At 34.7% G+C, this 16704-nt stretch carries 13 protein-coding genes; 10 read left to right on the top strand and 3 right to left on the bottom strand.

Annotated elements, in window-relative coordinates; genetic code table 11:
- The first annotated feature begins 10 nt into the window (after positions 1–10).
- Positions 11–1180, top strand: a complete 1170-nt coding sequence (locus tag ACOKFD_RS01535) for a GNAT family N-acetyltransferase (protein WP_422859642.1) — start codon at positions 11–13, stop codon at positions 1178–1180.
- Between the two features lie 129 nt (positions 1181–1309).
- Here ACOKFD_RS01535 and ACOKFD_RS01530 read toward each other — a convergent pair whose 3' ends face one another.
- The 3 genes from ACOKFD_RS01530 to ACOKFD_RS01520 all read right to left on the bottom strand — a co-directional run bounded on the left by ACOKFD_RS01530 (position 1310) and on the right by ACOKFD_RS01520 (position 6216).
- Positions 1310–2557, bottom strand: a complete 1248-nt coding sequence (locus ACOKFD_RS01530; protein WP_422859641.1) for a GNAT family N-acetyltransferase — start codon at positions 2555–2557, stop codon at positions 1310–1312.
- Positions 2558–2777: 220 nt separating this feature from the next.
- The gene (locus tag ACOKFD_RS01525) at positions 2778–4382 is read right to left on the bottom strand and encodes a hypothetical protein (protein WP_422859640.1); all 1605 of its coding nucleotides are present in this window, start codon (positions 4380–4382) and stop codon (positions 2778–2780) included.
- Between the two features lie 280 nt (positions 4383–4662).
- Positions 4663–6216, bottom strand: a complete 1554-nt coding sequence (locus tag ACOKFD_RS01520) for a hypothetical protein (RefSeq protein ID WP_422859639.1) — start codon at positions 6214–6216, stop codon at positions 4663–4665.
- A 364-nt stretch (positions 6217–6580) separates the two neighbouring features.
- On the opposite strand from ACOKFD_RS01520, the gene ACOKFD_RS01515 reads away from it, so the two are divergent.
- From ACOKFD_RS01515 to ACOKFD_RS01475, 9 genes are all read left to right on the top strand, one after another.
- The gene (locus ACOKFD_RS01515; protein WP_422859638.1) at positions 6581–7609 is read left to right on the top strand and encodes an NAD-dependent epimerase; all 1029 of its coding nucleotides are present in this window, start codon (positions 6581–6583) and stop codon (positions 7607–7609) included.
- Between the two features lie 197 nt (positions 7610–7806).
- Positions 7807–8805 (top strand): SDR family oxidoreductase, encoded by a 999-nt coding sequence (locus tag ACOKFD_RS01510; RefSeq protein WP_422859637.1) that lies wholly within the window; start codon positions 7807–7809, stop codon positions 8803–8805.
- 72 nt (positions 8806–8877) lie between these two features.
- Positions 8878–10224 (top strand): UDP-glucose dehydrogenase family protein, encoded by a 1347-nt coding sequence (locus ACOKFD_RS01505; protein ID WP_298998244.1) that lies wholly within the window; start codon positions 8878–8880, stop codon positions 10222–10224.
- Between the two features lie 5 nt (positions 10225–10229).
- On the top strand, positions 10230–11510 hold the full coding sequence (locus ACOKFD_RS01500; protein WP_422859636.1) for a nucleotide sugar dehydrogenase: 1281 nt from the start codon (positions 10230–10232) through the stop codon (positions 11508–11510).
- Between the two features lie 327 nt (positions 11511–11837).
- Positions 11838–12899 (top strand): hypothetical protein, encoded by a 1062-nt coding sequence (locus ACOKFD_RS01495; protein WP_422859635.1) that lies wholly within the window; start codon positions 11838–11840, stop codon positions 12897–12899.
- Complete coding sequence (locus ACOKFD_RS01490; RefSeq protein ID WP_422859634.1) at positions 12883–14112, top strand: oligosaccharide flippase family protein; 1230 nt, start codon at positions 12883–12885, stop codon at positions 14110–14112. Before ACOKFD_RS01495 ends, ACOKFD_RS01490 begins: the two co-directional genes overlap by 17 nt.
- Positions 14099–15106 carry a polysaccharide biosynthesis protein gene (locus tag ACOKFD_RS01485; protein ID WP_422859633.1) on the top strand — a complete coding sequence of 336 codons (1008 nt, stop codon included), beginning with the start codon at positions 14099–14101 and terminating at the stop codon, positions 15104–15106. Before ACOKFD_RS01490 ends, ACOKFD_RS01485 begins: the two co-directional genes overlap by 14 nt.
- Positions 15103–15531, top strand: coding sequence for a hypothetical protein (locus ACOKFD_RS01480; RefSeq protein WP_422859632.1), 429 nt, complete (start codon positions 15103–15105; stop codon positions 15529–15531). The genes ACOKFD_RS01485 and ACOKFD_RS01480 overlap by 4 nt, the downstream gene beginning before the upstream one ends.
- Before the next feature lie 4 nt (positions 15532–15535).
- The gene (locus tag ACOKFD_RS01475; protein WP_422859631.1) at positions 15536–16678 is read left to right on the top strand and encodes an NAD-dependent epimerase/dehydratase family protein; all 1143 of its coding nucleotides are present in this window, start codon (positions 15536–15538) and stop codon (positions 16676–16678) included.
- Positions 16679–16704 lie beyond the last annotated feature (26 nt).

Below are 16704 nucleotides of genomic sequence, written 5' to 3'. Positions count from 1 at the left end.
ATTTAATTATATGAAAGCTAATTACATTGATTTTGAAATCAACCTTTTTTCCTTAAATCAGTTGCCCCACTTTTATACTCAAATCTTTGATGATTTGACAGATAGTGTTCTTTTTGAGAACAAAAATGAAAAGGCACTACCTGTAAAATTGGACAACAATATTTTAGTTGTTAAGGATATTCCAGCTTTTTTTGATTTGACCATTAGAAAGGAAAATAAAATTGCATTCAAAAAAATTAGACAATATCCTGGGTATCTGATGAACTTTGAAAGTTTTTTGAGTGCTGAGCACTATCTTAAGTCTCGTTTTGGCAGTAGTAGTAGATATAAATTGAGGAGAGAGAAGAAAAGGTTGGAGTATTGTTTTGATATAAAACATCATATGTATTTTGGTGAGATAACGAAGGAGGAATATGACTATTTAATGGACTACCTCTATAGATTTTTAAGAGCCCGGTCTAGGGAAAAGGGAATAATGAATAATATCAATCTAGAATCCAAGGATTTTTATAAAGAAAAGATACTTCCTATGATTTTACAACGTAAAGCATCCCTTTACGTTATTTTTAATGGAAACACTCCTATAGATATCTGCATTAACTTTCATGTAAATGATATAATCTATCAATACATCAGAACATATGACATAGCCTATTCTAAGTTTAAGACAGGTTATACAAACTTGATGAAACAAATTGAGTGGCTTATAGCAAATGAAAAGAAGGTTATCATTTTTTCAAGCGGAAATCCTGAATGGAAAGAAAAATGGTGTAACTCCAAATATGATTACTATTACCATTATTGGTATAAGAAAAATTCTTTTCAATCTAAGGCACTAGTTTCTCTTGAACTTGCAAAGAGAAGGTTACGACAATTTATGGTCGATAAAAAATTAATAGACCTATATCATAGCTTGGTAAGAAGAAAACATAGTTCCACTGAAGCAAAAACTTTTGAGCCTGGACCCATTTTGTCAAATTCCGAACATTGCTTTGATGAAGAAAAAAAAGTTTTTGCTTTAAATGAGGAAAGTCACTATGAAATTAAGAGAAAATTGAACGATTTCTTATATAGTGCGCATGAAAAAGAAAAGGATGTCACGATATATGAATATATTGAAACAAAAAACGCTTTTCTCTTTAAGGGTAAAGAGAAAAGTATGAATCTTTCATTACTATGAAATAGGGCATCTTTACTATGGTTTACATCAGAGCTTTTGCAAATTGCATTGTTGTTTTTTAAGATTTTGGGAGAATCCCTTTAAAAAATCCTCAATTGATGCACTCAATCTTGGCAATCGAATTTTTGTTCATTTTTTCGCGGCCAATAGAATTTCACTCTTACTCTTTATATAATAGTTTTCAGTACTATCATCGTAATAGTACTTCAATTCCTCTTCCGGTTGAGGATTATAGAAGAGGTAATCATAAATAGCAGTTTTAAACTCATTTTCTTCCATCATCTCATCTTTTCTATTATCCGTGCTGAAAAGATTATCTGGTAATGAAGAATCTTGATTTTCAACTTTGACTAACTCTACACTTTCTTTTGTTTCATTTTTATTGCCCCTTATCAGAAACTTTAACTTACTTACAAATTTGTTTATTTCTTTTTCCCTCAAAAACTGTTTGAAATCAAAGTACCACAATAGTAGATAGGAAAGAACTACTGAAGAAAATACATTTTTATTGTACAATATGTGGTTTTCAAAGTAATATGAAAAATTACTCCAACGTCTTTTATAGTAATAATCACCTTTTGAGTAATCAAATATTTTGAATCCATTCTTAAAAGACCATTCAAGCAAATTTGCCAGCAATAAATCCCCTAGTGAGTATTTTTTAAAGGAAACATCAAAAGTTTGTGTAGCGAAAAACACCCTATCTTCAGAAAGAAAAGAAAAGCAAATTGCAATTGGACTATCACCCTTCAATAAACAATGCATCACGCCTTGTTCAGATTCAATCATATTATACATTAATTCCCTATAGTAATCCTGATAATTAAGAATGTTATGATGAATACCTAGTTCTGAAAATCTCTCCTTTATCATCTTAATGAAGCTGTCATATAAACAATCAAAAAGGTCTATATTTTCTTTCCCTATCAATGCTTTGAAGGTAATATCAAAATTGTCATAAAGTTTTTTATGAGTTCTTCTCATATGTCCTCTTCTTTTGGAAGAAAACTGACTTTTATAATAGTCTTCGTAACTGGAAAACCCTTCAAAATCTGTTAAGTAACCTTTGATCTGTCTCGACTTCCTAACACCAGTCTTCGTTCCATTTTGTATATATGAAGTACCTGGTAAAACATCATATATTAAAAACACTTTTCGGGACAAGCCATTATTTGACCCTTCAACTTTATAGGTCATTCCATTGGTCATATTTCTACCAACGTTATGGTAGTGGAAATACTTTGATTTAATAAAATCCAACTCTTCTATCGCTTTGATAGAAGTTTCTGAATCTGGGCTACTGAAATATTTAATCCAAGTAGATTTGAAGTTCTTTTTCAAAAAAGGATTGTTCATAACAGTTTTCTGGTGCTCCATGTATGTCATTTTTGCTCAATGGCTTTAAAAATTTTTGATAAGGATAATTCAACTTTCCTAAAAAATGAAATTGAAATTATCCGAGAACAAATCTATTGAAGTAAATATATAGCAAACCACTTCCACCCATAAAAAAATCGGTCATAGAACCGATTTTTTATTTGAGTATGATTTTTATCTATTGAATTTGTTCTTATAAAGATGTTTAAACGGATAAGTATTAAAAATCAACTGAGTTCAAGAATTCCTCAATATTGGTATATCCATCTCCATCAATATCGCCATTACCATCATCAGGATTGTTAGGGTCAAGCCCATTAGCTATTTCCCATTTATTTGGCATACCATCTAAATCTGAATCATAATTAGAGTCCCTTGTATTGAAAGGGGTAGTATTAACCGTAGACCAATAATCATTATAATGTTGATATGTCTTCCAGTCTTCGTTCCAATTATATCCGCTATAGAAACGGTTTTCCATGTTGGTTACAAATCTTTGATCTACTACATCCAAATTAAAAACTGCATTTCCATTTTCGTCCAATGTCTTATTAGATCCTATGTCCTGTAACAAGTTATCCAACAATCCTTCGGATTCTAAAACATCATAAGATGGGCCTAAAAGTTCAAATCGATTAACCTCTCTGAAATCACTTTCCGATAAATTATCATAAAGTCTATAGGTTGTACCGTTATACTTCCAAGGATTGTCGTTATTACTAAACGTAACCCAGAAATCCCACTGACTGGTTAAATCGTAGTCTTTGACCACATTACCATCCATATGAATTCCCACATTGCTGTAATCAACCGCATCATTACCTGCGTAATAGTTCAAGCTTCTCTCCGATGCTTGTATTTCTCCTCGATCGTAGTAATTTCCAATCATATTGAGTTTGACCTCACCAACTACGTGTGACAGCTTAAATCTAAAGTTATATCCTACATTGTTAATTACATCATGTCTACCCATACCACTGACATTTGGAAAGCGATGGCTTGAATCATAAATAATATTTCTTAATGTAGACATGTTGTTACTACGATGAGTCCTAACCCCTGTATATGGTTCCAGTGAGGTTCCCATTATCATTCCCGTATTACTTTCACCCAGTAAGCAATTTTGGACAGTTACGTTGGACGACACATCATGAATACCGATTGCCTTGTCCCCTGCCCAACTTATACTCACGTGGTCTAGAATTAAATTTTGAACATTGTTAACCAATATTCCCATTTGAGTACTGTTTCTGAGAAAATCAGATCGGATTCTAATATATCTGATTATGATATTATTAATATCGGGGTAAAAACTGCTGTTCATAAGATAAATACCACCTCCAGCAAGAGTAATTCCGCCTTCGGGTGCCGTTTGACCGGCAATGGTCATATCGCCATCTTGCAAGAAGAGATTATCTTCTAACACAATTGTCCCAGAAACATCGAAAACGATAATTCTAGGCCCAGTGGCTCCTACTGCCGCTCTCAAAGAGCCAGGCCCCCCGTCGTTAAGGGTAGTAACATGTATCACTCTGCCGCCTCTTCCGCCAGTAGTGTAAGCACCAGCTCCAAATGCAGATGGAAATGCTTTAAGTTCAGACGATACCTCAGTATCGACATTTGGTTCTTCTTCTTCTTCTTCACCGGGATTCTCTTCACCTTCGTCATTTGCGATTTGCTCGTCAATACTTTCTTGAATAACCTCATTGAACAAATCGGTTTCTTGAGAACATGAAAAAAGAAATAATAATAATAAAACCGGGATTAAACTTTTAAGTTGGGGTAGGTTAAAGTTCATAATTTTCAGTTCGTTTTTTCGTAACATTAAACAATTCTTAATTTTTAAATGACAGAGAACAGATTCGTCTTCAGCTACTCTATCTACACTAATGATTGGAAATAAAATCTTGTATTGTACATTTTATCCATGTCTATCATCAAATCAGGAATTATCGTTTCTTACTGTTATCAAAATTAAGTTGAAAATACCTATTGACGATTAAATGTTTGATTTATTCGATGAAATACATTTTTGAATAACTAATAGATTTTTTAAATTTTATGGCAATAATCCTACTACTTTAAAACCTTAAACTGGTGTTTTTTCAGAAATCTACACGATTCAAATACTCTTCAACATTCGTGTAGCCGTCTCCATCATTGTCATCTGCGCTATCATCTATATCTGGGTTAAATCCATTGGCAATCTCCCATTCATCAGGCATTCCGTCTTTGTCAGTATCAAACCCCTCTGGGCGGACGTTTAGAGGTTCGTTTGAAACAGAGTTATGAAAGTCTTGATAATGTTGTTCTACTCTCCAATCATAGTTCCAAACGTATTGACTAGGATTATTGTTGGTAATATTAGAGATATACAATTTGTCCAAATTGTCCTGATCAAAAAGTATATTTCCATTTTCGTCCAAACTTTTATTTGCACCCGAATCCTTGATGACTGAATCATATGCTTCACGAGAAGATTTAACGGGCAGTTTTGCCCCCAACAACTCAAAAGGGACATCTTTTCTAAAACTTTCTGGAAGAGGTTGAGGGTTGTTCAATGAATAAGCTGTGCCTTTATAGGTCCAAGTATGCCCGAAAGTAGCCCAACTAGACCAGTTATCAGAATTTTCATCTAGCAGAATATCAGGTAAAATTAGATTTCCTCCCGAAAAAATCTGAGCACCTTCAGGGTTGTGAATTCCAGTATACTTATTTAAAAGCAAAGGATTGTTTTTAGTCTGGGAGCCACCATGAAAATAGTTGTTTATGTGATTTAACTTAACTCCCCCTATTCCATTGGTTAACCTAAACCTAAAATTATAGACCACATTGTTTATAACATCAACTCTGCCATCTGAAACAGTATTGGGAAATCTATGGCTAGTATCATAAATAAGATTTTCGTTGAAAGATAGGTTTTCGGATAAATAAACGTTTTTACCATCAACATTTAGTTCACTACCAAAAATTGAGGCGGTATTGGATTCCGCCATAATTGTTCTTTGGATTGTAATGTTCTGTGTATCTCCTCTAAACTCAATGGCTTCATCACCACCCCATGAGGTAGATAAGTGATCCAGAACAACATTTTCTACATTATTGAACTGAAGACAATCAGCATTTGGACCATTTACAATTAAATCTGGGCGTACCTTAATGTATCTTATAATTATGTTATTCACATTAGGAGTCCATTGGGTATTGGACATAATTACCCTGCTTCCGGTAAGCGTAATACCCCCTTTTGGAGCAGTTTGCCCCGCAATTGTAATGTTTCCATCTAAAATATTCAGGTTAGTTTTAAGTTCTATGGTTCCAGAAACATTGAATACAACAATCCTTGGACCAAAAGACATAACCGCCTCCCTTAAAGAACCTGGTCCTGAATCATTGAGGTTGGTTACATAGATTACCCTACCTCCTCTTCCTCCAGTTGCAAAGGCACCGGCACCATAGGCAGAGGGAAAGGCTTTTAACTCTGAAGATATTTCATTATCAGCTACTGGACCTTCATCATCATTATTGTTAGTCTGCTCATCTATGCTTTCCTGAATAACCTCATCAAATAAGTCTGATTCCTGTGAGCAGGAACCAAAGAGGAGAAAAGCTAAAAACAAGGTAAATGTCATAGAAACAAAAAAATGTAATCTTTTCATAGTAATATCAAATTGGGGCACAATAAAATTAGTAATCAAAGAAAAAAATTAGATAAATCAACCAAACTATTCGATGAAACGCACAAATAGAAATTGAAAATCGACATACAAAGACTTAGGTGAATACATGATTTATCATAATTCCAATTAACATCCTCTTATAAATTACTGGGTCATTTACGTATTACGTCGAAGAAAAAGATTAGTTCGTCGATGCGTTTTAACAAAAAAATCGATGAAAGGCTCCTTTTATCTTAAATTTTACTTAAAAACTATCTGTGGTATTATTTTTTAGTCGGTCCAAACGCTATTTCCAGATGATTTCACATATTTGCCATAATTTATGTTGAGGTAAAGTTTGATTATGAAGATTCTAGTGACTGGCGCAGCAGGTTTTATCGGGTTCCATCTTTCAAAAAAACTATTGGAAAATGGGCATGAGGTGGTTGGACTGGACATTATCAACGATTATTATGATATAAATCTCAAGTTCGCAAGGTTAAATGAATTAGGAATAAAACGCGAATTTGCAGAAAAGCGTAAACTTCTATCTAAAAGTGGGACTTTCGAATCTTTTAAATTTATAAGACTCTCACTAGAGGATAGAGAAGAGTTACCTCTTCTTTTTCAAAGTGAAAGTTTTGATATTGTGTGCAATCTTGCTGCGCAGGCAGGTGTTCGCTATAGTTTAGAAAATCCAGAAGCCTATGTGGATAGCAATATTGTTGGGTTTTTAAACGTTTTGGAGTGTTGTCGGAACTATGGAATTCAACATTTCATTTACGCAAGTAGTTCCAGTGTGTATGGCAGAAATACCAAGATTCCGTTTGAAACTTCTGATAATGTTGACCATCCAATAAGCTTGTATGCTGCGTCCAAAAAAAGCAATGAGTTAATGGCACATACCTACAGTCACCTATATGGTTTTTTGACAACCGGCTTGAGATTTTTCACCGTGTATGGTCCATGGGGACGTCCGGATATGGCTATGTTCTTATTCACGGAGGCCATATTACAGGGAAAACCTATTAAGGTCTTTAATGAAGGTAACATGGAGAGGGATTTTACCTATATAGATGACATTGTTGAAGGTGTCGTTAGGGTTACGGAGAAACCTTTCGAAGAACGTTACAAATCAGGTAACTATTACAAGTTATACAATATTGGAAATAATAATTCAGTGAAATTACTTGAATTTATTCAAGCCATTGAAGCAAATTTAAATGTAAAGGCGATAAAACAAATGCTTCCTTTACAACCTGGAGATATAGAAAAAACTTGGGCCAACGTTGATGGCCTAATCTCTGATTATGAATATCAGCCCAATACCACCATAAAAACTGGTATTGCTAAATTCGTTGATTGGTATAAAACGTTTTATACCCTAGATTAAGGAAAAGCCTTTATCCGATTGCACTCTGTCCAATACTACTATTTTTACCTTTCTTTAAACTCATTAATTCCTACAATGGCACACGTGTTGTAAAAACCTTTTCAATTGATTCGTCGGATTTAATCGCATTTAGAATAAAAGTACTTGTCATTCCGTATTTTTTACAGAATTTTGCCTTAATAACCTTACACTGTACAATGGACATTAGAACTCTAAACCTAAATACGGATTTTCATATTTTGATAACTGGAGGAGCTGGATTTATTGGGTCAAACCTCTGTGAATCTATTCTGAACAATGGTAATATTGTAACCTGTTTAGACAATTTTGCAACTGGCAAAGAAGAAAATATTAAGCCCTTTTTAAGTCATCCTAACTTTAATTTCATTAAAGGTGATATCAGAAACCTAGAGGATTGCATGATAGCTTGCGAGGGGGTGGATTACGTTTTGCATCAAGCTGCGTTGGGTTCAGTTCCCAGATCAATAAATGACCCCATCACAAGTAACAATGTTAATGTTTCAGGATTTTTGAATATGTTGGTCGCGGCGCGAGACAATAAGGTGAAACGTTTTATATATGCCGCAAGCAGTTCTACCTACGGTGATTCGAAAACACTTCCAAAAATTGAGAATAAAATTGGCAAACCCCTATCCCCTTATGCAATTACCAAATATGTAAATGAGTTATATGCGGAGATATTTAGCAAAACTTATGGCCTGGAAACTATAGGTTTAAGGTATTTTAACGTTTTTGGTCGTAGACAAGATCCAAATGGTGCTTATGCAGCAGTAATTCCAAAATTTGTTATGCAGTTAATGAAGCATGAATCCCCCACCATAAATGGAGACGGCACATATTCAAGGGATTTCACCTACATTGATAACGTTATTCAAATGAATATTAGAGCTCTCAAAGCAGATAAGGTTGAAGCGGTGAACACAGTATATAATGTTGCTTATGGAGAGAGAACGGACTTAAATGAGCTAGTTGGGTCATTAAAACACCATTTAAGTAAATTCGATGCCAAAATAGGAGGTATTGAAGTAAATTATGGACCGAATAGAAAAGGTGATGTCCCGCATTCCCTTGCTTCCATTGACAAAGCAAGAGAGTTACTTGGATACAACCCTAAGTATGATATTAAAAAAGGACTTGAGGAAGCCGTAAGTTGGTATTGGGAAAATCTAAAATAAAAACACCCCTCCATAATATCCCAGTGTTAAAATTTTAACCGTATTTTTTCAAAAAAATAAACACATTTCAAAATGAATTTAACCATTATTGGTACAGGCTATGTTGGTCTTGTTAGTGGTACATGTTTTGCCGAAATGGGTAATAATGTTACATGTATTGATGTTGATGAAAAAAAAATAGAAAATCTTAAGAACGGAATAATTCCAATTTACGAACCTGGCCTAGAAGCTATGGTGAAACGTAATGTGAAGAATAATACTTTGCATTTTAGCACTTCGCTTGAAAGCCATTTAAACAATTGCGATATTACTTTCATAGCAGTTGGTACTCCTATGGGGGAAGATGGATCTGCAGATTTGAAGTATGTTTTGCAAGTTGCCTCCGAAATTGGTCAACATATGGAAAAAGAACTTATTATCGTAGATAAATCGACGGTTCCCGTAGGTACTGCGGACAAGGTCTCTGAAACTATAAAAAAACAATTGGATAATCGTGGAGTCAATATCAGTTTTAATGTTGTTTCCAATCCAGAGTTCTTGAAAGAAGGAGATGCAATAAGTGATTTTATGAAGCCTGACCGCGTTGTCATCGGATCAAATAATGAGGTTGCCACAAAAAAGATGCGTTCGCTTTATGCTCCCTTTTTCAGGAGTAGTATGGACCGATTGATAACCATGGATGTAAGATCTGCAGAGATGACAAAATATGTGGCAAATGCCATGTTAGCCACTAAAATTTCATTTATGAACGAAGTATCTAATATCTGTGAATTGGTTGGTGCCGATGTAAATAAGGTGCGTATTGGGATAGGTTCTGATAGCAGAATTGGTTACAGTTTCATTTATCCCGGTAGTGGGTATGGAGGTTCATGTTTCCCAAAAGATGTAAAAGCCCTAAAAAAAACTGCAGAAGAACATGGATATACCGCTGAACTCATAGGAGCTGTAGAAGATGTAAATGATAGACAAAAAATGGTTATTGCAAAAAAAATAACCAATCACTTTGGAAAAGATTTAAGCGGTAAAACCTTTGCGATTTGGGGCTTGGCTTTTAAGCCTGAAACTGACGATATGCGAGAAGCTCCCGCAATTTATATTATAAAGGATTTAGTTCAACGTGGTGCGAAAATCCAGGCATATGACCCTAAAGCAATGGATGAAGCCCAACACTTTTATCTTAAAGATGTAGATGGAGTTTCATATTATAATTCGAAATATGAGACTTTACAAAATGCTGATGCGATGGTTTTATTAACTGAATGGAAAGAGTTTAGATCCCCTGATTTCCATGAAATAAAAAAACAGCTAAATCAACCCATAATCTTTGATGGTCGTAATCAGTATAATGACCAGCTTCTTATTGAAGGAGGTTTTGATTATTATCAAATAGGAAAAAAAAGTAACAGCCCTAACAATTAAATATAATGGGAAAAACAAAAATAGCCGTAATTGGTTTAGGATACGTTGGATTACCATTGGCGAGACTTTTTGCAACGAAATATCCTGTTATTGGTTTTGATATCAACAAAGGAAGAATTGAAGAACTTCAATCAGGTAAGGATAGCACTCTTGAGGTTGAAAACAATATTTTACAAGAAGTTTTACAAAATGGTCCAAAAATGGAAAAAGGGTTGTTTTGTACAAACGAATTGGACTCGCTTATCGACTGCAATTATTACATAGTAACAGTCCCAACACCAGTAGACAGTACAAATAGACCAATTCTTACTCCACTTTATAAAGCCAGTGAAACGGTTGGTAAAGTTCTACAGAAAGGTGATGTAGTGGTATATGAATCTACTGTATATCCCGGAGTTACAGAAGATGAATGTGTTCCTGTTCTCGAAAAAGTAAGTGGGCTAAAATTTAATAAAGATTTTTTTGTTGGATACTCTCCCGAGAGAATAAATCCTGGTGATAAAGAGCATACGGTTGAAAAAATACTAAAAGTTACTTCTGGATCAACTCCTAAAGTAGGGCAAAAGGTTGATAAATTGTATGCCTCAGTAATTGCAGCAGGCACCCATCTTGCCCCTACTATAAGAGTTGCAGAAGCCGCTAAAGTAATTGAAAATTCACAAAGGGATATTAACATAGCCTTTGTCAACGAATTAGCAAAAATATTCAACTTAATGGATATTGATACACATGATGTTTTGGAGGCTGCAGGAACCAAATGGAACTTTTTGCCATTTAAACCTGGGCTTGTTGGAGGGCATTGTATTGGTGTAGACCCCTATTATCTGGCCCAGAAAGCTCAAGAATATGGATATCATCCTGAAATAATTCTTGCAGGCAGAAGAATGAATGACGGAATGGGAAAATATGTATCTGCAGAGGTGGTGAAACTAATGGTACAGAATGATATTAAAGTCAAAGGTTCCAATATCCTGGTCCTAGGAGTTACTTTTAAAGAAAACTGCCCTGATGTAAGGAATACCAAAGCAATTGATGTTATAAATAACTTAAGTACGTATGGAGCTTCAATAACGGTATATGATCCGTGGGCATCTAAAGATGAGGTAAAACAGGAGCACAACTTAGATATTACAAATGAACTACCCAATCAAAGATTTGATTCTGTTGTTTTAGCTGTCGCTCATTCCCATTTCCAAGACATTGATGTTGAATCAATGCTTAAGCCCAATGGCATTGTATATGACATAAAAAGTTTTCTTAACTATGAGAATTCTTATAGTCTTTAAAACCAATATCATCTGAAGTTTTCAGATTTAAAAAAAAGAGAAGTTAATGGTGCAAAATACTGTAGGCTAAATTCTTTCTTATTAAAGAAAACAAATTCAAATCTGGACCGTTGCTGAGAATTAAAATTCATCCATTTTATCAGAAATAAGTAAAAACTAGCTTTATTGGAACTAATTGAGCACAACAACAGAGTAGAAAAGCTAATATCCTTCTTCCTCTTTCTCGGACTTTTTGCCTATCTGCTCTTTATATATTTTGCCCAAGAGAGGTTATATCAAAGAGTTAATTTTGAAGATTTACCCCTTGGACCCGAAAAATATCTGAGAATGTTATCAGTGTTATCGTTATACACCTCCATAACCGTTGCTCTTTTTCAGGCTAAGAAAAAGTATTCCTTTTCTATTTATTTTGCCTTCTTGGCCCTGTTTATTTATATTTCTCTTAATTTTTTGATTTCCGGGGGAGATATAACCAACATGACGGATTTGATGCATACAAAAGGGGTTGGAACTTGGTTTTGTCTCGGTCTTATTTTCACTTCCTATAATGACAAACGGTATTTGTACTTCAAAAAATTTCTGTATTTCTCGGCATTGTATATATGTATTTTGACGTTGTATAATTTTGTGGATTTTGGGATTGGTGCATGGCGAATGCTCTCCATAAGCAAATACCGGATTTACACAGTGAATTTAATCTGGATTGTTCCCTTTTTATTCCTTCAAAGCGCCAAGATAAAACGTCAGCGGTCTTTAGCTATTTTTTTTATGGCTATTACTGCCTTAGCATCATTAATTATTCAAACTAGATCTTTTTTATTGATTTTGTCTATTGTTATTCTTTTTGATTTTTTCCATACCAAAAAGAAACACATTTATTTGATTTTTTTTGGTTTTCTAATTGCTATAATGATTTATCTTGCCATAAGTACAGATATCTTCTCTAGCTCTCTGGAAAGTCTGGATAGAAGAAGTGGGGATGACACCCGTACTGAGCAATTAAAGGTCTTTTGGGAACAATTACAATTTTTCGAGGTTGTGACTGGAAAAGGGTTCCGTTCTGAATACTTGCTTGGAGGTTCTTATATTGGTCATGTGGACAACCAATGGCTGTATCTTATTTGGTGGGGTGGACTAATTCCTTTTTTATGTTATGCCTATTTAACCCTTGTAATCCCTGTTAAAGTTTTGCTCAGCGGGAAGATTGAATACAATACAAAAGTTGAGTGTTTCATTCTGATTCTTTGGACTTTGGCCCTATCAGGTCTAGCAATTTTCACATCAATGTCCATCGATTTCTACTTTTTCACCATAACCATAATCTTAGGAAGGGTTCTTTACAAATTCAGCAACTTAAAAAAAGCTAAAAAGCATGAACCATACTATTAGAAAGGTTATTGTTATGTATGGTTCTAGTGCCGTAGCAATCATACTAGGTTTTTTGATTAGTATTTTCAATTCCAGAGTTCTTGGCCCAGAAAAATTTGGCGATTACAAATTTATTGAAACGGTAGCGCGTCTGATTGCCAGCGTGGTATCCGTAGGACTTTTTATTTCCTTAACGCGATTGGTGGCGTTGACCGATGATGAAGAGAAAACAAAAAAATATATAGGACTATTCACCACGATATTCATTTTGGTTTCAGTTGCTGGGATTCTCTTGTTTGTACTGTTTTCTTTTATTGAACCCTATTTTTTCGAACACAATCTCGGTTCAACAATGAGGCGTTATTTTTTTATTCTGATGGCGATAGTTGGAAATCTAGCCATGCTGGAAATTTTAAAAGGAATGCACAAAATCTATACTTTGGCACTTTTATCCGTGGTTCCCTTTCTTCTGTATTTACTTTTGGGCAATCTGTTTGCACAATTCTTGACTTTCGATGTTGAATTCGTTCTCCTCTTATACTATGGCCTCTTATTGGTTGTTCAGATTGTAATAATCTTGTGGTTAAAGCCTGATTTTAAGTTTGGGAATTCGATTCTTAGAGAACTTAAAAAAGAGAATAAGGCCAATGGACGACCAATTTACTTTGGTAGTTTGGCCGGAGTTGCAACAGCCCATATTGCAGGAATGAGCATTTCGTATTTTTTAGATAATACCCAAGTAGGTTTTTATATGTTGGCTCTTACCATTTGCACTCCTTTGCTTGTAGTACCTTCGGTATTAGGTACCACTTTTTTTAAACAATTTGTCAATATGAAGGAAATTCCAAAAAAGGTTTTTCTTTTTACAATAGCTTTTACTGGTGTAGCATTAATAATCTTTTATTCACTCATAGATTATGTTATTGTTCTGTTCTACACACAGAGCTTTATGCCAGTTGCATCTATCGCCAAACTTCTAATAATCGGATTTATTTTTCACGGATTTGGTGACTTAATAAATCGATTCCTTGGTGCTAAGGGAAAGGGCAAATTACTCAGAAATGCGGCTTTTCTAGTTGGAATCGTCAACATTGTCGGGTATACCATATTTATTAAGCTATTTGGTGTCGATGGCGCTATCATAACTAAAATATTGGCAAGTTGTCTATATTTATCTGTTATGCTCTTTTACTATAATAATTTTATCAAAAAAACACAATATGTTCAAAGGTAAAACCCTTTTGATAACTGGTGGAACAGGTTCATTCGGGAACGTCGTTTTAAATCGATTCTTATCCACAGATATAAAGGAAATTCGCATTTTCAGTCGTGATGAGAAAAAACAGGACGACATGAGGAATCGCTTAAAGGATGCTAAGGTAAAATTCTATATTGGGGATGTGCGAGATTACAATAGCATAGAACGTGCAATGCGAGGGGTTGACTACGTTTTCCATGCTGCGGCTTTAAAACAAGTTCCTTCTTGTGAATTTTTCCCTATCGAAGCTGCTAAAACCAACGTGTTTGGAACTCAAAATACCATTGATGCCGCAGTTGCGAATGGCGTAAAGAAGATTATTTGTCTAAGTACGGACAAGGCTGCATACCCAATTAATGCGATGGGAATCAGCAAAGCACTAATGGAAAAAGTTGCCATCGCCGCTTCTCGTAATATGAGTGATGATCAAACCATCGTGTGCCTAACCAGATATGGAAATGTAATGGCGTCTAGAGGATCGGTTATCCCCTTGTTTGTGCAACAAATAAAAGATAATAACCCTTTAACTGTTACTGATCCCAAAATGACCCGTTTTCTAATGTCGTTGGAAGACGCTGTTGATTTAGTACTCTTCGCTTTTGAACATGGTCATCAAGGTGATTTATTTGTCAATAAGGCTCCCGCAAGTACCATAGGGGATTTAGCCGAGGCCGTCAAGAGTATCTTTAATTCAAACAATGCCATAAAGGTTATAGGTACGAGACATGGCGAAAAGCTTTATGAAACCCTTTGTACAAGAGAGGAAATGCAGAAAGCTGAGGATATGGGAGACTTTTATCGTATCCCTGCAGATAACAGAGATTTAAACTATAGCAGATATTTTTCCGAGGGAGAAACCGATACAAGTCGTATAGAAGACTATCATTCTCATAATACCAAACGTCTCAATCCTGAGGAAATTAAGCAGACTTTGCTTAGTTTGGATTTTATAAAGGACCAACTTAAATGATTGAGGTTCAAATTATAGCAGGGAACACATATTCTGATAACAGAGGAGAACTAACCTTTTTCAATACGCTTAACTTAGATCAGGTAAAAAGATTCTATCATATAGCTCCAAATTCAACAGAAACAATAAGAGCATGGCAAGGCCATCTAAAAGAGAACAAATGGTTCTATTGTACTGCTGGGGCATTTATATTAAATCTTGTTGAAGTAGATAATTTTGACAATCCATCAAAAGAACTCCCAGTGAAACATATGATATTGGATTCAAGTAATCCCAAAATAATTCACGTCCCGGGCGGATATGCGTCAGGGTTTAAATCTATTTATGAAAATTCAAAACTGATGGTATTTTCAAATTTCACACTAGAAGACTCAAAAGGCGATGATTTTAGATACCCTCTAGACACATGGTTTGTAAACTGGTAATATTATGAGCTTAAAAAAAATTGGAATAACAGGACAAGCCGGTTTCGTTGGAAGTCATCTTTATTTAACATTGAGTTTAGATGAAACCGTTCAGCTTATACCTTTTGAAAGAGCATTTTTTGAGAAGCCCGAATTGCTTCAAGGTTTTGTGTCCAATTGTGATGTCATTGTGCATTTGGCGGCAATGAATAGACATGAGGACCAAAACGTTATTTACCAGACCAATCTAAATCTTGTAACTAAACTTATTGATGCTTGCCAAGAAACAGAGACATCTCCTCATATCATATTTTCATCATCTTCTCAAGAGATAAATGATAATTTGTATGGGAAATCTAAAAAAGAAGGAAAGGAACAGTTTATAAACTGGGCTAAAAACACCAACGGAAAGTTTACTTCATTAACGATTCCTAATGTTTTTGGTCCTTTTGGTAAACCTAACTACAATTCTTTTGTCGCCACGTTTTGTAATAAAATTGCCCATAATGAAGAACCTAAAATAATCAATGATAACGAGGTAGGGCTAATTTATATCAATGAACTAGTAAAAATTATTATTGAGGTAATAAATAAGAAAGCTGAGAATATTGAACAAATAGAAAAAAACAGTTTTGAATTGAATATCTCGCCAATACATTACAAAAAGGTTTCTGAAATTCTCTTTTTATTAAAGGAATACAAAGAAAACTATATGGAAAAAGGAATTTTTCCAAACCTCATGAATTCATTTGAAAAAGCACTTTTCAATACTTTTCGTTGCTATGTTCCAGAATCTCATTATCCAGTACGCTATACAAAGCATACAGATAACAGGGGAAGCTTTGTTGAAATTGCTAGAACGGAGACTAGTGGGCAATTTTCATTCTCTACTACCGTTCCAGACATAACCCGCGGGAATCATTTTCATACAAGAAAAGCAGAGCGTTTTGCTGTTATTAAGGGAAAAGCTTTGATTCAATTACGAAAAATAGGTACAGAAAAGATAATAAATTATTATTTGGATGGTGATGAGCCCGCATATGTGGACATGCCCATTTGGTATACTCACAACATAAAAAATATTGGAGACGAAGAGTTGATTACCCTATTCTGGATAAACGAGCCTTACAATCCTGAAGACGCAGATACATATTTTGAAAATGTTTAACGCATTAGTTTGACCTAACCAAGAAG

Origin of the sequence: Flagellimonas ulvae (genome assembly GCF_049333175.1) — a bacterium.
In the GTDB taxonomy this organism is placed as follows: domain Bacteria; phylum Bacteroidota; class Bacteroidia; order Flavobacteriales; family Flavobacteriaceae; genus Flagellimonas.
Note: the sequence above shows the minus strand (reverse complement) of the source record. Positions and strands in the feature narration are given on the sequence as shown.